The sequence below is a fragment of the Flavobacterium sp. MK4S-17 genome (genome assembly GCF_009848495.1).
In the GTDB taxonomy this organism is placed as follows: domain Bacteria; phylum Bacteroidota; class Bacteroidia; order Flavobacteriales; family Flavobacteriaceae; genus Flavobacterium.
In genome coordinates this window covers 87,484-108,357 of the sequence record NZ_WWEP01000014.1, presented here as the reverse complement: position 1 = coordinate 108,357, position 20,874 = coordinate 87,484, and the positions used below count along the sequence as shown (strand labels likewise).

General features: G+C 38.0%; 18 protein-coding genes, 3 tRNA genes and 1 other RNA gene. 9 read left to right on the top strand and 13 right to left on the bottom strand.

The features are described 5' to 3' along the window. Positions 1–75 (top strand) — tRNA-Pro (locus tag GSF09_RS07385). Positions 76–108: 33 nt separating this feature from the next. Beyond that, a tRNA-Arg gene (locus tag GSF09_RS07380) sits at positions 109–182 on the top strand. Positions 183–314: 132 nt separating this feature from the next. Here the strand turns inward: GSF09_RS07380 and GSF09_RS07375 are convergent. The 4 genes from GSF09_RS07375 to GSF09_RS07360 all read right to left on the bottom strand — a co-directional run bounded on the left by GSF09_RS07375 (position 315) and on the right by GSF09_RS07360 (position 3,844). After that, on the bottom strand, positions 315–1,043 hold the full coding sequence (locus GSF09_RS07375) for a hypothetical protein (RefSeq protein WP_159800307.1): 729 nt from the start codon (positions 1,041–1,043) through the stop codon (positions 315–317). Then, a complete protein-coding gene (locus GSF09_RS07370; RefSeq protein WP_159800306.1) occupies positions 1,040–2,134 on the bottom strand; it encodes a hypothetical protein in 1,095 nt (364 codons plus the stop codon). Before GSF09_RS07370 ends, GSF09_RS07375 begins: the two co-directional genes overlap by 4 nt. A gap of 9 nt (positions 2,135–2,143) precedes the next feature. Then, positions 2,144–2,434 (bottom strand): hypothetical protein, encoded by a 291-nt coding sequence (locus GSF09_RS07365; RefSeq protein ID WP_159800305.1) that lies wholly within the window; start codon positions 2,432–2,434, stop codon positions 2,144–2,146. Positions 2,435–2,629: 195 nt separating this feature from the next. After that, positions 2,630–3,844 (bottom strand): NAD(P)-dependent oxidoreductase, encoded by a 1,215-nt coding sequence (locus GSF09_RS07360; RefSeq protein ID WP_159800304.1) that lies wholly within the window; start codon positions 3,842–3,844, stop codon positions 2,630–2,632. A 205-nt stretch (positions 3,845–4,049) separates the two neighbouring features. On the opposite strand from GSF09_RS07360, the gene ssrA reads away from it, so the two are divergent. Then, positions 4,050–4,447: a transfer-messenger RNA gene (gene ssrA, locus GSF09_RS07355) on the top strand. Between the two features lie 69 nt (positions 4,448–4,516). On the opposite strand, the gene GSF09_RS07350 is transcribed toward ssrA, so the two are convergent. The 7 genes from GSF09_RS07350 to GSF09_RS07320 all read right to left on the bottom strand — a co-directional run bounded on the left by GSF09_RS07350 (position 4,517) and on the right by GSF09_RS07320 (position 9,594). After that, on the bottom strand, positions 4,517–4,957 hold the full coding sequence (locus GSF09_RS07350) for an SRPBCC domain-containing protein (RefSeq protein ID WP_159800303.1): 441 nt from the start codon (positions 4,955–4,957) through the stop codon (positions 4,517–4,519). A 191-nt stretch (positions 4,958–5,148) separates the two neighbouring features. Next, the gene (locus GSF09_RS07345; RefSeq protein WP_159800302.1) at positions 5,149–6,615 is read right to left on the bottom strand and encodes a glycosyltransferase family 2 protein; all 1,467 of its coding nucleotides are present in this window, start codon (positions 6,613–6,615) and stop codon (positions 5,149–5,151) included. A gap of 170 nt (positions 6,616–6,785) precedes the next feature. After that, positions 6,786–7,067 carry a hypothetical protein gene (locus GSF09_RS07340; RefSeq protein WP_159800301.1) on the bottom strand — a complete coding sequence of 94 codons (282 nt, stop codon included), beginning with the start codon at positions 7,065–7,067 and terminating at the stop codon, positions 6,786–6,788. Positions 7,068–7,199: 132 nt separating this feature from the next. Next, positions 7,200–7,275, bottom strand: a tRNA-His gene (locus GSF09_RS07335). A gap of 63 nt (positions 7,276–7,338) precedes the next feature. Then, the gene (bshB1, locus tag GSF09_RS07330; RefSeq protein ID WP_159800300.1) at positions 7,339–8,055 is read right to left on the bottom strand and encodes a bacillithiol biosynthesis deacetylase BshB1; all 717 of its coding nucleotides are present in this window, start codon (positions 8,053–8,055) and stop codon (positions 7,339–7,341) included. A gap of 51 nt (positions 8,056–8,106) precedes the next feature. Continuing rightward, positions 8,107–9,159, bottom strand: coding sequence for an isochorismate synthase (locus GSF09_RS07325; protein ID WP_159800299.1), 1,053 nt, complete (start codon positions 9,157–9,159; stop codon positions 8,107–8,109). Between the two features lie 6 nt (positions 9,160–9,165). Further along, a complete protein-coding gene (locus GSF09_RS07320; RefSeq protein WP_159800298.1) occupies positions 9,166–9,594 on the bottom strand; it encodes a PaaI family thioesterase in 429 nt (142 codons plus the stop codon). Positions 9,595–9,730: 136 nt separating this feature from the next. On the opposite strand from GSF09_RS07320, the gene GSF09_RS07315 reads away from it, so the two are divergent. The 5 genes from GSF09_RS07315 to GSF09_RS07295 all read left to right on the top strand — a co-directional run bounded on the left by GSF09_RS07315 (position 9,731) and on the right by GSF09_RS07295 (position 18,391). Then, on the top strand, positions 9,731–11,314 hold the full coding sequence (locus tag GSF09_RS07315) for a hypothetical protein (protein ID WP_159800297.1): 1,584 nt from the start codon (positions 9,731–9,733) through the stop codon (positions 11,312–11,314). 62 nt (positions 11,315–11,376) lie between these two features. Continuing rightward, positions 11,377–12,024 carry a DUF1579 domain-containing protein gene (locus GSF09_RS07310; protein ID WP_159800296.1) on the top strand — a complete coding sequence of 216 codons (648 nt, stop codon included), beginning with the start codon at positions 11,377–11,379 and terminating at the stop codon, positions 12,022–12,024. 54 nt (positions 12,025–12,078) lie between these two features. Beyond that, complete coding sequence (locus GSF09_RS07305) at positions 12,079–12,714, top strand: hypothetical protein (protein WP_159800295.1); 636 nt, start codon at positions 12,079–12,081, stop codon at positions 12,712–12,714. A 101-nt stretch (positions 12,715–12,815) separates the two neighbouring features. Continuing rightward, positions 12,816–16,475, top strand: a complete 3,660-nt coding sequence (gene purL / locus GSF09_RS07300) for a phosphoribosylformylglycinamidine synthase (protein ID WP_159800294.1) — start codon at positions 12,816–12,818, stop codon at positions 16,473–16,475. 140 nt (positions 16,476–16,615) lie between these two features. Then, entirely contained in the window at positions 16,616–18,391 is a 1,776-nt protein-coding gene (locus tag GSF09_RS07295) for a long-chain fatty acid--CoA ligase (protein ID WP_159800293.1), read from the top strand. Positions 18,392–18,447: 56 nt separating this feature from the next. Here the strand turns inward: GSF09_RS07295 and GSF09_RS07290 are convergent, their stop codons facing one another. Beyond that, positions 18,448–19,200, bottom strand: coding sequence for an SDR family oxidoreductase (locus GSF09_RS07290; RefSeq protein ID WP_159800292.1), 753 nt, complete (start codon positions 19,198–19,200; stop codon positions 18,448–18,450). A 68-nt stretch (positions 19,201–19,268) separates the two neighbouring features. After that, positions 19,269–20,123: a methylated-DNA--[protein]-cysteine S-methyltransferase gene (locus GSF09_RS07285; protein ID WP_159800291.1), complete on the bottom strand. Its 855-nt coding sequence runs from the start codon at positions 20,121–20,123 to the stop codon at positions 19,269–19,271. A gap of 248 nt (positions 20,124–20,371) precedes the next feature. Here GSF09_RS07285 and GSF09_RS07280 point away from each other — a divergent pair, with 248 nt between their 5' ends. Then, positions 20,372–20,842 (top strand): MarR family winged helix-turn-helix transcriptional regulator, encoded by a 471-nt coding sequence (locus tag GSF09_RS07280; protein WP_159800290.1) that lies wholly within the window; start codon positions 20,372–20,374, stop codon positions 20,840–20,842. The last annotated feature ends 32 nt before the right edge of the window (positions 20,843–20,874 follow it).

Below are 20,874 nucleotides of genomic sequence, written 5' to 3'. Positions count from 1 at the left end.
CGGGGTGTAGCGTAGCCCGGTCATCGCGCCTGGTTTGGGACCAGGAGGTCGCAGGTTCGAATCCTGCCACCCCGACAACATAATGTATTTGAGAACCCAAGGATTCAGGGTCGCGTAGCTCAGCTGGATAGAGCACCTGCCTTCTAAGCAGGCGGTCCCAGGTTCGAATCCTGGCGCGATCACATCACAAAAGCCCTGTATTTCAGGGCTTTATTATTTTACATGGAATTTAATTAAAACCAATTCACTATATTTACCGCTACAAATCGTAACAAAAAGCAACATTTTGCGGATAGATATGAGTAAAACAATCATTAATTAAAGTTCAATAACCCTTTAATTTTAGTTTGAGATTCGAGCCAGCTTTCAATTTCTTGGATTACATCAAGGTAACTTTCAATATACTGCCTCAAGGTTATATTATTTGTAGAATGTATTATAAATGAATTGTCTTCAATATTACATTTAAATTCAGCAATTGTAAAGTTAGAGTTATTCATCTTAAACGACCGGAATTTTTCTATGTTTCTGAAGGTAGTTATGAAGTATAACTTATCAGATATATTACGTTCCAAATACACACTATATTGTAAATCATCAATTTTATCTTGAACGTGTTTAAATTCTTTATAAGAAAATACCAACGTGTTATCCAGAAGTAAACTCAAATCTTTTCTTTTTAACGCATCTCTACTAATTGATACTACATTTAATTCACGAAAACCTTTATCAGTACATAATGTTACATAAATTGTTAACTCAGTTTTGATAAACTCCAGTAATTCTAAAGCCACCTTAATCTTCTTTTCATAGATGTATTTTTTCATACCAAATTTATCGTAGAGGGAAATACTTATTGCCAATGCTATTAAAGCTATAATAGCGGGAAAAAGCTGGATAGTTTTATTTACATATTTTTCATTAAATAAATCAAAATATACTGATATAATCAGAAACAATAAGACTACAAATAAGCCACTTAAAAGCAATTTCCAATGATTTAATGATTTTAAAAATCTACCTATACTATATTTTTTAATCATTCCTTATTATTTAAAATTGCAGTGAGTACTTTGAAGAGTAATTCACCCTTACCAGTGAGCATGTACTTATCTAATTCATTATTATCTGTAGAGGATCTAGGGTAAAAAATCTCTTCAGTAATTAAATCAAGACTCTCATAATAATCCAAATCTTTTGACTCAATTTCAGTATTACTTATATTATCATTATTAATATATTCTCCTATTCTATAAAAAGAAACTAGTAAATTCTGTTCTGCTAATTCTCTTAGCATAATTTCAAAGTTAATACGTTCACTTTCGCTAAGCCCCTTAATCTCTTCATACAATAATTTTGAAAATATAATAGTTTTGAAAGGTGATAAATAAGTTAAAAATTTAAGTTTGGTTAAATCATCGTCGTCGACATGGCCAAAATCGAGATACTTATTAATATTAGTTATGGTAATATCTAATAAATTTTTAGTTTCATTATAATTTCGTTCAGAGGTTTGTAAATCTTTTTTAACAATTTTAATATCCTCATTTAGTTTCTCATTCTCTGTTGTTAAATTTTTCTTTTCAATATTTAATTTATCTTGAAGTAGTTGTAAAGCTGCGTAATTGTTTTGTGAACGATTGACTTCAGTAGATAGTTTCTCGATGGATTGATTTTTATCTTTTACTATATCGTCATGAAATCTAGCTTCAGTTTTAAGCTGATCTCTCTCTGTTTTTACTTTTTTCAGATGTTTTTCTAAAATTTCATGTTCCTCTTTTGAAACAACTGAACCTCTTGCAGTATTTTTATTTAATTCATTTAAAGCTTTAGTATATTGATTAGTAAGCCATCGAGAACCAAGTAATAATAAATATGATAATATTAGAATTAATGTTGTCCATAAAACATTAATTAAAAGTTCAAAAAATAAATTTTTACTATTAAAATATCTGTGAAAGTAATCTATTCTTTGTGTTAGTGTTACGCCTTCAGCGAAATTAAAAAAGGCATATATAAAGTCAAAGTTTCGTATAATCCAAACTCCCAGTAGCGACAGTAAAAATGGATTTGTAAACCTTGTTTTTACATAATCTGAAGTATCACTACCAATATTTTTAAAGAAATCCAGCATAGTAAAACCTTACAATTGAATATTTTGGTTATTACAAACAAACTCCTCTAATTTAGTTCTCATTACAATTTTGCTTGCAGTATGTTTTCTAATAATACGTTCAACTTTTTGGAAATAAAATTTTGTGTAAGGCCATTGATATTTTTCTAAAAAACTGTTACAAAAATATACAACCTCATATACCTCAGTCTTATCTACTTGAATTCTATCTCTTATACCAATATAATTCGGATTGTCTCCACTATCAGCGTAATTGTTGTAATCATCAAAGTATAAATCTGATTTTGTAAAATTTGCCATATTAAAATTGTTAAGTTTAAATGTAAGTAATTGGAGTGTAAATTAACAATAATTTAAGAATACAACAATAAGTATAATTACCTGTTTAGCAATTAAAAGAAATTACCTAAATAATAAAATCCCAATTACTGGGGATTTAAAATTCTTAATATATCGAGTAATTAAAAAAACCTGCAATAGTTGCAGGTTTTTATTTTAATGCGTCAAATGATTTTCATTGACATATCCTTTTAAGTATTTAAACCGTTCGGTAAGCCTGCCCTGCTCGGTGATTTGAGCGCGTTTCAGTATCCCTTCTTTATCCCCGTCAAAAAAAGCGGGAATAACATGTTCCAGGAACATTTTGCCAAATCCTTCGCTGGCATCTTTTGGCAATTCGCACGGCAGGTTATCCACAGCCATTACTGCTATTGCGGCAGGATGAAACATATCCACCTCTTCACCGTCATGTGGGTTGTAGCCGTAAAAAGGCTGTGCAATGGTTGAAGCGCGTACAGTACTGGCAACAGGCCCGTTAACATCGCATGATATATCGGCCACTACCTTTATACGGTTATCTTTTGCCTTAAGCATTTCTCGTGTGAGTATTGCAGGTGCACCATTGCCATAAAAATGCCCGGCCATGTAAATATCGGCTGCTTTGGTAAATCTTTCAAAATCTGAAACATAAGCATCCGGATTAGTATAAAAATCATTATTATCCAAAATTTTGCCGTCTTCGCGCTTATTATAATCAAGCACGTCAAGCTGAACATACACCGGGTTGGTATAGGTTTTATTCAGGAAATCTTCAACAGGTACTTCTTTTATTTTTATTGCATCCAAAATTTCTTTAACTCCCATACCCACTTTGCCTTTTCCGGTAAGCATAATCTTAATGGGGGGTAAAACCTGTTTTCTTAGCTTTGCTATAAGCGCCTGTTTATCGGCCAGGGTTTCCGCTTTAGGCAAATCAAATAATCCATACTTCATCCCAAACGCCCTGAATCCATTATAAGCACCCACATTACCGGCATAGCGGCCAAAACCTATCAGTCGTCTGTTGCTGGCATCCACAATGGTTTCATGGTCATACAGGTCAATATTTTTATCAAGCACAGCCTGAAGGAGCTTTTGATTGTAAGGCTGCTTTTTAATAGTGTGCGAAAAGAAAAAATATTTTTTATTTGGTATAAGCGCGTCAACCGGAACTTCCTTAACCCCCAGCAGTACATCACAATCACTTAAATCACTGCTGATTTCAATTCCTGCGCCCCTGTATTCCTCCTCATTAAAAACCCTTATATCTGACGGTTCAACCTTAACTGTGGCCTGAGGATACAGCTTTACAAGTTCTTTAAGCTTTTCAGGGCTGAAAACTACCCTTTTATCCGGTGGGGATTTCCTTTCTCTTATAATTCCGAATTTCATTACTTTATAATTAATAACACCGTTATTATTTAGATATTTTTAAAACTTTGATATATATTTTAATAACCTGTCAAATTCCTGATTAAAATTTACGGTTTCAAATATATATAAATAAACAGCCTTATCAAATGTAAACACCCATTTAATTATGGCTTGCAGGAAACAAATAATGGTATTATTTTTGCAACCTTGCTTTATGCAAACCGGGGTCGATTGGTTTTGACAGCAGGTCGAATTGAACGGTAAGCACGCCGGGAAGTGAAGCGGTTCCCGAACATCATTGCTTCGAACATTTAAACGGCGAAAATAACTACGCTCTTGCTGCTTAATTCTGAATTATAGTAAGATAAAGCCACGTCCCTGCAAGGCAGGGAGGCGGGATCCTTCTGAAAAGCCCTGGTTTATGGCGTTTCGAATAGAAGGACCGTAAAAATAAACCTGGGGACAGCCCTGCTCCGAGGCTGTACCGAGACTTTAGGAGCTAAGTAGCATGTGGCAGTTTCCGGCCTGGCATGCTATCGAAAAAATAAGCGGAAACTAAGCGTGTAGAAAGCCCTTTAATTGCTTGTTTGGACCCGAGTTCGATTCTCGGCGACTCCACAGAACCGGAAAGAACAGATTTATGTCCTTTCCGGTTTTTTATTTTAAACACCTGTTACAACAGGCCAGCAATCAGGCTTCACAAATTTGTTTCAGGCGGGCTAGGGCTTTGGGCCAGTCCTCATTGAACATGGCTTCCCAATCTTCATTAACTTTCATATCGATGGTTAGTTCAGTTGTACCGCCCTTTTCTGTAAAATTATAGCACTCTAAACTGCCTGTCCACTTTTTAGCCCACTCGCTTTCCGTATCTTCTATACTTCCGGGCTGTAAAAGAGCAATATGGGTTAGTAATATTTTACTGTAAGGATCAAAAATGGTTACCGTAGCTAATGTACCACTGCCATCGTTTCCTGTAAATTTAAGGTTTTCACCCTGTTTCCATTCACCCTTAAAATCAGAGCCCGGCCATGCGGCATTCGTCCAGTCTTTATAAGTTTCTTTCCCTGTCATGGTATCCCATACCTTTTTAGGGCTTGCTGCAATGCTGATTGTATATTTTAAGTTTTTCATGTTATAAAGTTAAGTATCGGCCCTGAATAAAAACATGCAATTTAAGACAAAAAGAGTATCAATTTGAGACAAATAACTTACTTTCAACACTATATAACAACATATGCAGGCTGAACATAGTAGTATAAAAAAATGCCTTTTGCAAATTGCAAAAAGGCATTTTTATATAGTAGTAACAGAATTAAAGTTATTTATGCTGCTGCGGGTAAATCGCGTGTTAGCCATCCTTTTTTACCTGCTGTTGCAATAGCATAGGGTGTTATCCAGAACAAGCCGAATGTATATAATATACTGTAGGAGTAAGCCCAAAATGAGTTAGGAATATCATTATACCTTTTAGCATAAAAGAAAACCGGGAAACTGGAAAGTATTAATATACTTAAAAACGTCGAACTTAAAAATAATAACGGGTGTGTAAATATAAATAGCAGCATTAGCAATATAACAGGGTAAGCCATTACTATTTTAATCCATTGGTTTAAAAATAACAGCCTTGTCCCAAATTTTGACTCTTTCCTAAAATTTTTAAATATAAATTTACCCATCATTATATTTTCGCGCACGTTACTCCTTCCCCACCTGATAAACATTTTATAAAGCCCTTTATACTGAACAGGTACATTTGTAAGTACATAAGCATTTCTCTGGAACTGCACGTGGTATCCTTGTTTTAGTATCATATTTGTCATGGCACGGTCTTCCCCAATATCCGAAGGCTGTCCCATAAAAGTCTGGTTTATCCATTCCGGCAGGCAGTTAAAAACTGCTTCGCTCCTATAGGCAGATAAGGCCCCCGGCGTACAAAATACCGAGCCTAAGGCACTTTCTACCGAGCGTATAAACTCAAAACTTAAAACAAAACTTACATTCAGCATTTTGGGTAATATGCCGTTGCTCTTGTTTAAAACATGAACATTTCCGGCTACCGCACCGCACTTTTCATTAACAACAAATGGGCTTACCAAATTTCTTAACGTATCTTGTTTTACTACAGAATCACTGTCAACAGTTACAAAAATCTCACCGGTACCCAAATTAAACCCGCGATATAAAGCATGGCGTTTACCTTTATTTTCCGGCTGCTTGTAAATTGACAAACGGTCGCCCAGCGTTTGCTTTGCTTTTTGCATCCAGTACCAGGTATCATCTTTACTGCCATCATCTATGGCGAGTAATTGCAGTTTCTCCTGTGGATAATCGCTTTCAGCAAGGCTCATTAATGTGTCCCACACCTGCCTGCCCTCATTATAAGCAGGTACAATAACAGTACAGGTGGGCAGCAAATCATTTGAAACTGACGCTACAGGCTTATACCTGAAATATAAAATCAGGCTGTATATAAAGAATAAAAATTTAAATGCAAGCAGTGAGAGCCCAATTCCCAACAGAATTTTTCCGCCTGATGAATTTAATCTTTCAACATTTAACTTATAGAAGTCAGGCTGAAATTCAAAAGCCATGAAAGCACCTGCAATTAGTATTATAAAAGTAGCTGCTAAAACTAAAAATCCCGTAGAGGGATACTGGCTGATTGAAAATGTTTTTTTGAAAGATTCATTAAAAATACCGGAAATAAATTCAGCAAGGTTACGCTGGTCATCATTTATAGTGCCTTCCTGTGCATATAAATTTTTGGGGTTAATTGTATTACTCTTCATAGCTGTTCACTAATTTATTGTTGTGCATATTGTTTAATCCACAATATTTAAAACAATGCATGTGCCAACAGCTTTATAATGGGTATTTGCTCAGTATTTTGATATGATTACACAAAAAAGGTGTAGAAATAATCTACACCTTTTTTTAAATTTCCACAAAATTGTGATACCTACTTTTTTAATTTACTGTAATCGGTAACACATCTTTTAGCATAATTTTTAGCGATAGCCCTTATGCGTTTTAAAGCTTCAGAATCTTTTTTTATCTTATTTTCCGATATAAAATTATTCTCTACCTTTTCAAACTCCACCTGTATCAGCTCAAGAAAAGCTTCCAGTTTTCCAGGCCCGCCCGATTCGTATTTTGATTTATACTCCGTCGCCAGGCTATCAACTGCTTCCTGGCAGGCACAATCAAATTTACTTTCAAGTTCGGTATAATCAACCTGCATATTATTATCTTTTAAATTAGGATAAAGATATAAATTTTAACATTTGATAAATTATAATTTATACATGCAAATTTTATGTTCCCTCTTGGCTTAAAACAAAAAGCCCTTTGAAAATTCAAAGGGCTTTTTTAAGGGTGAATGATGGGTCTCGAACCCACGACCTTCGGAACCACAATCCGACGCTCTAACCAACTGAGCTACAATCACCATTTATTTTGCGAGTGCAAATATAATTTCAATTACGCTTTTATGCAAGTAAAAAAGCAACTTTTTACACTAAATCGCTTATGCTGTTTACCGCCACATAGCGTTCGGCAGTATAACCCTCTGCATACTCGCTATTTATAAGCCTGCCTAAATCCTGCGCACGGTATAAAATACTGTCCTTAAAATTTTTTGTGGCTATAGGTGTAACCGGTTCATTGCTTTTCGGGTCATAAAACTGAGACCTGTATGCCATTAATGATTCTACTTTTTTATCCATAAAGCCTGTTACATCCACTACAAAATCAGGCTCAATGTTTTTCCATTGAATGTAGTGATATACTACTTTAGGGCGCCAGGCTTCCTGATTTACCCCCTCTAATTCTGTTTCAATTTTTCGCAATCCTGAAAGGAAACAGGCATCAGAAACCAGCCTGCTGCCTTTGCCGTGGTCTATATGGCGGTCGTCTATAGCGTTGCAAAGCACCATATCCGGACGGTATTTCCTGATAATTTTTATTACCTCAAGCTGGTGCTGTTCATCATTTATAAAAAAACCGTCCCTAAAATGCAGGTTTTCCCTTATAGAAACTCCAAGTATATTTGCTGCTGCTGCCGCTTCCTCGTCTCTTATTTCTGCCGAGCCGCGTGTACCAAGCTCTCCCCTTGTCAGGTCTATAATACCTATTTTTTTGCCAAGGCTAATCTCTTTCGCTATGGTTGCACCACAGCTAAGTTCTACATCATCAGGGTGCGAGCCAAAAGCCAGTATATCTAATTTCATTTTGTTTTTATTCAGTTACCGCAAAGTTACAAAGTTTAAACAGTATGGCAGTTATAAAATACGCCTCATGGTAAGGCTCTTGTTTACGGTTTCATAAAACTCTTTTTCAGGCTCGCTGTCTTTTGTTATCCCACAGCCTATAAATAAATGTGCCTCATTATTGGTAAGCTTCATGCTGCGCAGGTTTACAAAAAGGTCGGTTACAGTGCTGCCGGTAGTAAAGTCATAATTAATTTCACCAAGGTAACCGGAATAATATTCCCTGTTATACCCCTCATTATCTATTATAAATTGCCTTGCCTGTTGTTTTGGCAGCCCACATACGGCAGGAGTAGGATGCAAAATATTTATAATTGCTTCCTGGTTTGGCCCGTCAGTTAATTGAGCCGAAATATCGGTTTTTATGTGGAGCAGGTTTCCGGCCCTGAAAGTGTAAGGTGCTGTTGCCTGTATATGTTGTGTATGTCCCTCAAGCGATTTTAAAATATAATCCGTTACAAACTGCTGTTCCGCTTTTTCTTTTTCTTCCCAAACTGCATTAGCGTCTTCCATATATAACTGGGTGCCGGCCAAAGCTACAGTATGCAGTGTATTGTTTTTAATTTTCAGCAGCTGTTCCGGGGTTGCGCCCATCCATAATCCGCTTTCAGGGCTGTAAAAGCAGTAACGGAAAGCATTAGGATAAGTATATAACAGCCTGCTGAAAGTACCAATAATGTCGTTATTGTAATTAACGGCTTCGGTACGGGAAGTAACCAGTTTTTCAAATTCCCCATTTCTTATGGCATTAACGCTTTTTTGTACAAGCTGTTCAAACAGTTCCTTTGCGTCGCTGTCAATCGTCATTGCCATAGATTGCGTAGGTACAACACCTCCATCTTTAATCTTGGTAATAATTATATCGCTTTTGCTTTTAGGTATAAAAATTGTTTTTCCCTGATTAAAAGGTACAAAAACAAAACCTTCGGTGCAATAATCAGCTTCATAAAAGCCTTCTTCTTTTTGAAAGATACCTGTAAGTACATCATTACTCGGCTTGCTGTAAACAGCAAACGGCCTTTTAAACCCTAATTGCTCTTTTATCTTTAAAAATATATCTGTCATTAACTTTTAATGTTTCTTCCTGGGCAAAATCATATTAGTTATTTTACAAAGCGAAATTAGCCTGCCCTGCTCATCGGTAACCTTTATTTCCCATAAATGCAGGCTTCTTCCCTGGTGTATTATCCTTGCGGTGGCTGTAACTTCCCCATCCCTTTTGCTGCGAAGGTGGTTTGCAGAAATTTCTATACCCCTCACCTCCTGCAAATCTGTATTTATAAACAGTAACGATGCCGCACTGCCCACACTTTCAGCAAGGGCAACGGTGGCACCGCCATGCAGTAAACCCATAGGCTGGTGTACTTTGGCATTAACCGGCATTTTTGCCTCAAGAAATCCCTCTCCAGCATCGGTATAGGTAATATCAAGGGTTTGCATTAATGTATTCCTGCTGTAATCATTGCACATTTTAAGTGCTTTTTCCCTGTTAAACTCCATACATGTTTTTTTAAGAAACCCAAAAGTACGAAAAGACTGCCTTTTGCGAAAGCGTTACAGACTAAAACAGGCAATACGCCGTTACACATTTTAATATTACAAATTAATAGCTACTTTTACCAAAAATTGTTAACCGATGCGCCACTGCCTGTTATTATTTTTTGCTGGTTTAATTGTATCATTAACCTCCTGCCGCAACGATTTTGAATTTGAGCCAAGCAGTGGTAACCTTGAGTTTTCAAGGGATACTGTTTATTTAGATACTGTGTTTACAAACATAGGTTCCAGTACCTATATGCTAAAGGTATATAACCGAAGTAAAAAAGATATAGCCATACCAAGCATAAGGCTTAAAAAGCCGGACTCTAAATACCGCCTTATGGTAGATGGCATGAGCGGTACATCGTTTACAGATGTAGAGCTGCTTGCCAAAGACAGCATGTTTATATTTATTGAAACTACTGTAGATGTTGCGGAAGCCAATCCTGATGATTTTTTATATACAGATGAAATTGAGTTTTCCAGTACAAACGGTGTGCAGGAGGTGCACCTGGTAACATTGATACAGGATGCCTATTTTTTATACCCGCAACGGAATGATGAGGGCTTATATGAGGGCGTGCGCTATGACAGCGAAACCAACCCTGATAGCGAGGCTGTTTATATATATGGCTTTAATCTTGACCATAGTGATGTTAATAATGGTGATGAATACCACTGGAACAATACCAAACCTTATATTATATATGGTTTTGCTACTGTGCCCAACGGAGAAACACTGGTTATAGACCCAGGGGCACGTGTGCATTTTCATGCCAACTCCGGGCTGATGGTGCGCCCCGGGGCTAAGCTGGAAATAAACGGTACCACTTCCAGTGACCCGGAGACAGCAGAAAATGAAGTAATTTTTGAAGGCGACAGGCTGGAACCGGGCTTTGCAAATATTCCCGGCCAATGGTTTGGGGTTTTACTAATGTCGGCAGAGGATAATGCTATAAACCACCTTACGCTTAAAAACGCTGAAATTGGTATTCTTGCTTCAGCTCCAATCGGCGATGAAGTTACAAAACCAAAGCTCAGCATTAATAATTCACAAATTTATAACCACAGGAATTTTGGAATACTGGGTGTAAATGCAGATATAACCGCTACAAATTTGGCAGCAAATATTGCCGGGCAGGCTTCGGTAGCATGTACTTTGGGCGGAAACTACAGTTTTAAGCACTGTACTTTTGCCAATTACTTTAACCACCCCAGCCAGGTACCGCTGCTGGTAAACGATTATCAGCTTGACGGTGAAGTATTAAAGTTAAGCAGCCTGAATGCCACATTTGAAAATTGTATTATGTATGGTTCTTCCAGCCTGGGCATCTCGTTGGAAAATGCAGGTGCTGATACACCAGAAGTTACATTTAACTGCACCTTTAGCAACAGCCTTATAAAGTTTGTTGACTTTAACAACAGGTTTGCAAACCACCCGCTGTACCAGTTTAACGGTGGCGGCATTGTGAATTATAATAGTGTACTGATAGCAGAAAGTTCTATTGCAAATACTGCTGATTTTGTAAATCCGCAAAGAAATAACCTTAATATATTGAATACTTCTGCAGCAATAGGCATAGGCAGCACTGCGGTTGCAGCGCAGGTTCCTGCTGACCTTAACAATGTAAGCAGGACAGCAAACCCTGATGCCGGAGCCTATCAGCACTTAAACGAATAAAGGGTTTTCCAAATGGTTTTTTTCATACTTTTACGTTAACAAACATCATTAACTGAACAATTATGAAAAAAATTTACATCAGCCTTGCCATTATGGCAATGGCTATTACATCCTGCAAAAAAGAAGTAAAAGTAGAGGAAGCAACAGTAGAAGTTGAAAAAGATACGGTTGTACAGCAGGAACCTGCACCTGAACAGCCGATGGACTCGGTAGCTATGCAAAAAGCATGGGAGGCTTATGCCACACCGGGTGATGTACATAAAATGCTTGCCGAAGAAACCGGAAAATGGGATGTTACCATGACGTTTTGGATGGAGCCCGGTGCCGAACCACAAGTTGACAAAGCAACTGCCGATGTAAAAATGATAATGGGCGGACGCTACCAGGAAATGACTTTTACAGGAAAAATGATGGGTATGGACTGGATAGGAAAAAGCACTGTTGCCTACAACAACAAATCAAAGGAAATTACTTCAACATTTATTGATAATTCCGGAACGGGTATGATGGTTGTAAAAGGCCCTTATGATGCCGAAAAAAAATCGTTTAGCCTTAAAGGTGAGACAGTTGACCCAATGACAGGGCAAACGGTTCAGTTCAGGGAAGTATATACTTTTGTAGATGACAATACCCGCAGGATGGAAATGTTTGACACAAAAAATGGCAAGCCCGAATACAAAAGCCTTGAAATTGTAATGACAAGAAAATAAAAGGTGAATATACTTAAAATATTTTTTGTATCATTAGGCCACTAAAGGAAATATATGGAGTTTGATAAAGAAAAATACAAGGTATTAAACTGGAAAAATATTGCAATGCTGCACTGGATAATTAACCCGGGGCTTGCATTTAACGAATTGGTTTTAGGGCAGCGCGTCCCGAAAATTTCATTAATAGAAATAAGTACCGACAAGCCCTTATATGAAAGAAGCTTTATACCATGCCCCCATTGCAACACTATACATGACGGGAGGATATGGTCAGTACAAAACAATACGGCTTTTAAAAACTGGTTTGGACTGTACTGCCCTACATGCAGTAATGTTATTCCATGTTTTACCAATATATTTTCATTCATTATACTTGCGGTTACGTTTCCTGTGTGGGGCTGGTTCAGGAAACAGCTAAAAAATGCATGGTTAAAAAAGCAGCCTGCAAGATATAGAGATGCAGGGATTAGCCTGCCACAAAACCCTTACAATAAAAAAGGCTGGATAAAAGAAGGGCTAACCTGGGGTACTATTATGTTTATCCTGATGGAAATACTATTACCTGCTATTGAAGATGAAGAAATAGGATGGCGTAATTTTGCAGTAGGCATACCTATATGGTTATTAGGCGGTTTACTGTTTGGTTATTCCATGAAACGCTTTTTTGCAGCAAAGCTTAAAAATAATTAATCAGCTTATAGTTATAAAGCCTACTTTTCAGCTTTTTGCTATTTTCAAATCACTAAATAATACCTATTTTTGCAGTTTCAACAACATAACTACAACATACAATGATTCATTTCTTCGGAAACCATTCCAATACGGTTTTTGCAGTACAGTCGCAAAACGAAATTTCTGCTGAAGATACTGCAAAATTAAACTGGCTTTTTGGCAACGCACATAAAATTGAAAAATCCGTACTTACGGATTTTTTTGTTGGGCCCCGCCCCGCAATGATTACACCATGGAGTACCAATGCCGTTGAAATTACCCAGAATATGGGTATAAAAGGCATTATACGCATAGAAGAATTTAAAAAGGTGAGTGAGGATGAAACAGGCTTTGACCCTATGCTGTCGCAAAAATTCAATGGGCTTGACCAGGATATTTTTACTATAAATATACAGCCCGAAGCCATACTGGAGGTAACCGATATTGCTGCTTATAATGAAAAAGAAGGGTTGGCACTCAGCAGTGAGGAAATTGATTATCTGCGGGAGCTAAGCAATAAATTAGGCAGGAATCTTACCGATAGTGAAGTGTTTGGGTTCAGCCAGGTAAATTCAGAACATTGCCGTCATAAGATATTCAACGGTACATTTGTTATAGATGGCGAGGAAAAACCGGCTTCACTTTTTAAACTCATAAAAAAAACATCGCAGGAAAACCCTAATGATATTGTTTCGGCTTATAAAGACAATATAGCTTTTGTAAAAGGCCCTAAGGTGCAGCAGTTTGCGCCCAAAAGTGCTGATAAACCCGATTTTTATGAGGTAAAGGATTTTGATTCGGTAATTTCATTAAAAGCGGAAACACACAACTTCCCTACTACTGTTGAACCGTTTAATGGTGCTGCAACGGGTTCAGGAGGCGAAATACGCGACAGGCTGGCAGGCGGCCAGGGTTCACTCCCGCTTGCAGGTACAGCCGTGTATATGACATCCTATTCTCGGCTTGAAGAAACTCGTCCATGGGAAAAAGGTATGGCTGAGCGCAAGTGGCTGTACCAGACGCCAATGGATATATTAATAAAAGCATCTAACGGCGCATCTGATTTTGGAAATAAATTCGGGCAGCCATTAATTACAGGCTCGGTGCTTACCTTCGAGCATGAAGAAGAAGCCCGCAGGTTAGGCTTTGACAAAGTGATAATGCTTGCAGGCGGTATCGGCTATGGCAAAGAAAGCCAGGCCGTAAAGAAAAAACCCCAGCCCGGTGACAAAGTAGTGATACTGGGTGGAGAAAATTACCGTATCGGTATGGGTGGTGCTGCTGTTTCTTCTGCCGATACAGGAGAGTTTAGCAGCGGTATAGAGCTTAACGCCATACAGCGCAGCAACCCTGAAATGCAAAAACGGGCAGCCAACGCTGTGCGTGGCCTGGTAGAAAGCGATGAAAACCCTATAGTTTCCATTCACGACCATGGTGCGGGTGGGCATTTAAATTGCCTTAGCGAACTTGTGGAAGAAACCGGCGGTAAAATAGATCTGGATAAACTTCCGGTGGGTGACCCTACCCTTTCTGCAAAGGAAGTAATAGGGAATGAAAGCCAGGAGCGCATGGGGCTTGTAATTGGGCAAAAAGATATTGAAACCCTGCAGCGCATTGCCGAACGGGAGCGCGCGCCAATGTACACAGTAGGTGATGTTACGGGCGACCATAAATTTGTTTTTGAATCGGCTGCTACAGGCGCAAAACCAATGGATTTTGACCTTGCCGATATGTTTGGCGCATCGCCAAAGACTATAATGTCTGATAAAAGTGTTGTACCAAATTACGGCGATTTGCAATATTCACAGGAAAATATACATGAATATCTTAACCAGGTACTGCAACTGGAAGCTGTAGCCTGTAAAGACTGGCTTACCAATAAAGTTGACCGCTGCGTGGGCGGCCGTGTTGCCAAGCAGCAATGTGCAGGCCCTTTACAACTACCTTTAAACAATGTGGGGGTTATGGCCCTGGATTTTGCGGGTAAAGAGGGAGTGGCTACATCAATAGGCCATTCGCCTGTTTCGGGCCTTGTTAACCCGGTGGCCGGAAGCCGTAACTCTATTGGTGAAGCGTTAAGTAATATTGTATTTGCCCCGCTAAAAGATGGATTGAAAAGCGTTTCACTTTCAGCTAACTGGATGTGGGCATGTAAAAACGAAGGAGAGGATGCCCGTTTATATGAAGCGGTACAGGGATGCTCTGAATTTGCCATTGAATTAGGCATTAATATACCAACAGGTAAAGACTCGCTTTCCATGAAGCAGAAATATCCTGATGGCGATGTTATTGCCCCGGGCACGGTTATTATATCGGCTGCCGGTAACTGCAGCGACATTAGTAAAGTTGTTGAGCCTGTGCTGAAACGCAACGGTGGCAATATATACTACATTAACCTTAGCAATGACGGCTTTAAACTTGGTGGTTCGTCATTCGCGCAGGTACTTAATAAAGTAGGCAAAGAAGTGCCTACTGTTACTGATTCAGCTAAATTTAAAACCGCTTTTAATACCATACAGGATTTAATTAAATCAGGAAAAATTGCAGCAGGACATGATATAGGAAGCGGCGGTTTAATAACCACCCTGCTTGAAATGAGTTTTGCAGAAGTGAACCTTGGTGCTGAATATGACCTTACAGCACTGGGGGAAGCAGACACTGTAAAAGCCTTATTTGCCGAAAATATTGCGCTTGTTATACAAGCTGATACAGCAATTGAAGAAACTTTAAATTCCAAAGGAATAAGTTTTGCAAAAATAGGCCAGGCAAAAGAAGGCAATACAATTACCATTATAAATGGTGAAACCAACCTTACTTTTGATGTTGCCGAAACCCGTGATACCTGGTTTAAAACCTCTTACCTGCTTGACCAGAAGCAGAGCGGTGTACAAAAAGCAAAAGAACGCTATGTAAATTATAAAACACAGCCTTTGCAATACAAATTCCCGGAGCATTTTAACGGAAAAAAAGCAATTATTGATGCCAATAAGCCACGCCCAAAGGCGGCCATCATCCGCGAGAAGGGAAGCAACTCCGAACGTGAAATGGCAAATGCCATGTATTTAGCAGGATTTGATGTTAAGGATGTACACATGACCGACCTTATCAGCGGGCGTGAAACACTTGAAGATATACAATTTATAGGTGCTGTAGGTGGTTTCTCTAACAGTGATGTATTGGGTTCGGCTAAGGGCTGGGCAGGTGCATTTTTATATAATGAAAAAGCACGCACTGCATTGGAAAATTTCTTTAAGAGAGAAGACACACTTTCTGTAGGCATTTGTAACGGGTGCCAGTTGTTTATAGAACTGGGGCTGATTAATCCTGACCACAAAGAAAAGCCACGCATGCTGCACAATGACAGCCATAAGCATGAAAGCGGCTTTACATCGGTTACCGTTGGCGAGAATAATTCGGTAATGCTTGGCTCGCTATCCGGTAGTACACTGGGTGTATGGATAAGCCATGGCGAAGGGAAATTTAACCTGCCATATAAAGAAAACCAGTATAATATTGTAGCCAAGTATGCCTATAACGGCTACCCTGCCAACCCTAACGGCAGCCACTTTGATATTGCCATGATGGCCAGTAATGATGGCCGCCATTTGGTAATGATGCCCCATATTGAACGCTCCATGTTTCAGTGGAACTGGGCTTACTACCCAGATGGGCGCAATGATGAAGTTTCACCCTGGCACGAAGCATTTGTAAATGCACGTAAATGGATTGAGAAAAGATAGAAAAAAACCGCCATATGGCGGTTTTTTTATTCAATAATTTTAAAACTGTTATCACAAAGATTAAAATTCTATATATATGTAAATGTATTGCGCCATAAAATATATTTTCCTAATTTGCATAAAGCTAATTTTAAGAAAATATGAGTAACATCTCCCGCCTCTTTGATTTTCCATATTACCAACTTGAAAAATATAACCTGCCTGATGCGCTGGTTACTAAATATGGTAATGACTGGGTTAAAACTTCAACCAAGGAGTATATTGAAAAGGCTAATGCTTTTTCACGTGGCCTTTTACGCCTTGGCGTAAAAAAGAATGATAAAATTGCCGTTATCTCTTCCAATAACCGTACTGAATGGAATATTACCGATATAGGCATACTACAAACGGGGGCACAAAATGTTCCTGTTTATCCTACCATATCCGATGAAGACCATGAGTATATACTGAACCACTGCGAGGCAACCTATTGTATTGTTTCGGATGAGGATTTATTTAATAAAATTTCTTCTTTAAGGCATGCTATGCCCAAGCTAAAGGAAATTTATTCCTTTAATGAAGTAAGCGGCTGTAAAAACTGGAATGAAATACTGGAACTGGGCAGGGATGAAAGCAATCAGGCCGAAGTAGATGCCATGAAAAACAGTATTACCGAAGATGAACTGGCAACCATTATTTATACATCAGGTACTACGGGCAGGCCTAAAGGCGTAATGCTTTCCCATAAAAACATCGTATCGGATGTATTGATGAGTGCAGAAAGGGTTCCTTTTGAGCCGGGCAAAAACAGGGCATTAAGCTTTTTGCCTGTTTGCCATATTTATGAAAGGATGATATTATACCTATACCAGTATTATGGTGTTTCTATATACTTTGCCGAATCTATTGAAAAGGTAAGCGATAATATTAAGGAAGCAACCCCGGATGTTATAACCGCAGTACCGAGGCTACTGGAAAAAGTATATGATAAAATTATAGCTAAGGGGTCTGACCTTACAGGTATAAAGAAAAAACTGTTTTTCTGGGCAGTGGAAGTGGGCCTTGAATATGAGCCTTACGGTGCCAATGGACCGTGGTATGGCTTTAAGCTGTGGCTGGCACGCAAACTTATTTTCAGCAAATGGAAAGCTGGTCTTGGCGGCAGGCTGGGATTAATGGTTTCAGGCAGCGCAGCCATACAACCGAGGCTTGCAAGAGTTTTTGCAGCGGCTGAAATTCCGGTAATGGAAGGATATGGCCTTACGGAAACCTCGCCTGTTATTGCTGTTAATGACGAACGCAACAAAGGCTTTAAAATAGGGACTGTAGGAAAACCGCTTCGTGGTGTTGAAGTAAAAATAGCCGAAGACGGGGAAATATTATGCAAAGGCCCTAATGTTATGATGGGCTATTTTAAGGACGAGGAGAAAACAAATGAGGTAATGACAGATGGTTACTTCCATACAGGAGATATGGGAGAAATTGATAAAGAAGGCTTCCTTAAAATTACCGACCGTAAAAAAGAAATGTTTAAAACATCAGGCGGTAAATACATTGCTCCGCAGCTTATTGAAAATGCCATGAAGCAGTCGCGCTTTATTGAACAGATAATGGTAATTGGAGATGGTGAAAAAATGCCGGCTGCATTTATTCAACCTGATTTTGAATTTGTAAAGCAATGGGCTTCCCGTAAAGGTATTACTGTTAACAACAATGAAGATATTGCAGGCAATGAAAAGATAAAAGAAAGGATACAGCGCGAAGTTGATGGTATCAATAAAAAATTCGGCCATTGGGAACAGGTTAAAAGATTTGAGATTACACCCGAAATATGGTCGGTAGATGGCGGGGAAATGACCCCTACCCTTAAACTGAAACGCAAAGCCATAAAAGAAAAATACCAAAAGCTTTACGATAGGATATATGGCAATGCTTAATATATCTTTGCTTTTAATCTTATAAAAAAGGAGAGGCTATATAGCCCCTCCTTTTTTTATTTAGTTATTGATAAGCCACCGTCTACGGCTATCTCCGCACCATGAATATAAGAGGATTCTTTCGAGGCAAGAAAAAGCACAGTTGATGCAATTTCTTTAGGCAAACCAAATCGTTTATATGGTAATGTAGGAATAACATTTTTTATGGTACTATCTATCTCTTCAGCATTTAACCCGGTATTGTTAAAAATATTAGTTTGTATATAACCGGGGCTTATGCCATTTACCCTTATCTGCTTATCGGTACATTCTGCTGCAAAAGATTTGATAAACGACCCAACCGCTGATTTTGCGGCTGTATATATGGAAAAATTAGGCATACCAAACTTTGTTACAAAACTTGTATTTAGTATTATGCTGCTTTGCTTATTAATTAATGGTAATATCTGCTGAACCGTAAAATATGTTCCTTTAACCAGCATGTTAAAAAGTTCATCAAATAACTCTTCATCTGTATCTTCTATTGCCGCGAATTTTCCGTACCCTGCATTAACAAAAAGCACATCAATACTATCAGCATATTTCTTCACTTCTGTTGCCAATTGCATAATATCCTGTATATTTCCCGCATCAGAAATAATACCATGTGCATTGCGCCCTAATTTTTTTATGGCATTATTAACCGTGTCGTGCTTCCTGCCTGTAATTATTACTTTAGCACCTCTTATAATAAATTCTTCTGCTGTAGCATAGCCAATACCATTAGTTCCTCCTGTAATTAAAACTGTTTTAGAATTAAATCTTTGCATAACTGTTATTTTTAAAATTGTTGTTGCAAAGATTACAGTTAATGTTTTCTGTAAAAACCCGATACTTGCTATTTGTAACTATCTAATTGCGCAGCTTCCCATCCTATAATTGCACCTTTTCTTTCGTTGCCCCACATGTAACCGCCTACTTCCCCGTTTACCCTTATTACCCTATGGCACGGAATGAGGTAAGCAACAGGGTTTTTCTCTATTGCATTGCCAACAGCACGAGAAGAACTTAATTTCCCTATATGTCCTGCAATAACCTGATAATTTGCAAGATTACCAGTCGGTATTTTTAAAAGAGATTGCCACACTTTTAATTGAAAGTCTGTACCTTTTAAGTGGAGCTTTATTTCATCAAGATTTGAATGTTTTTTAGATTTAAAAATTTGCAAAGCTCTTTCCTGCATAGTATCATGCCCTGGAATAAAAGAAGCATTCGGGAACTGGCTTGTTAAATTAATTAATGCCTCTTCCTCGTTTTCATAAAAACCCATATAACAAATACCCTTTTGTGTTGAAGCGATAATTATATTACCAAAAGGAGAAGTGTTAAAACTAAAGTTAATAATAAGGTTTTTGCCTCCGTTTTTATACTCTGCTGGAGTCATTCCCTCAATTTTAATAAAAAGGTCATGCAGCCTTCCTGTACCAGATAATCCTGTTTCAAAAGCAGCATCAAAAAGGGTAGCCTCGCTATTCTTTAATATCTGCTTGGCATACTCAATACTAGTGTATTGCAAAAAACTTTTCGGGCTTACCCCTGCCCAATCAGTAAATATTCTTTGAAAATGATAAGCACTCAAATTTACCTCATTTGCAATATCTTTTACCTTGGGCTGGTATTTAAAGTTATTTCTTATATATGTAATAGCTTTTGCTATCCTATCATAGTTTATTATATCGTTAGCTTTTTCCATAATGCTAAATTGAGGATATTATTTAAACAAAAAAATCCGAAACTTGCTATAAAAATTATATAATACTACCTGTCAACACTCTACATACAAAAATAACATCTGCAACAATATTGTTTTTTTTAGTAACTTGTATGGTTATATACCAGTGATTTTCTTTAAATAAAGAAATAACTTTTTATGAGTCAAAAAATTATTTAAATTTAATATGCGTGCATACTATTTTTTTGTATATTTGAAATAACCAGGCGATGAAAGAAAAAACAATAGACTATATATTAAGAGCCACATGGCAGGCAGTTGCCCGCATGTATAATGAGGAAGCCTCAAAATACGGGGCAACAATGTCAATAGGTTTTGCGCTGCTATCCATAGATAAGGAAAAAGGTATTTCGTCAACTGCGCTGGGGCCGCAAATGGGAATGGAGCCCACCAGCCTTACACGCACATTGAAATCAATGGAGGAGAAAGGGCTTATAGTACGTAAAAAAAATCCTATTGACGGCAGGGGTGTTATAATACACCTTACTAAGCTGGGGCGTGAAAAGAGGGATTTATCCAAAGAAACCGTACTTAAGTTTAACGAAGTGGTAAAGCAGCATGTTTCGCAGGAAAAACTGGATCATTTTATTGAAGTGGCAGAAGTTATAAACAACCTTATTGCCGAAAAACAGGTTTACAGCGAAGGGAAACAGGAAACTGAAACAACAAAAATAAAATAGCAACAACATAGATGGCTTAATGCCATTGTTAA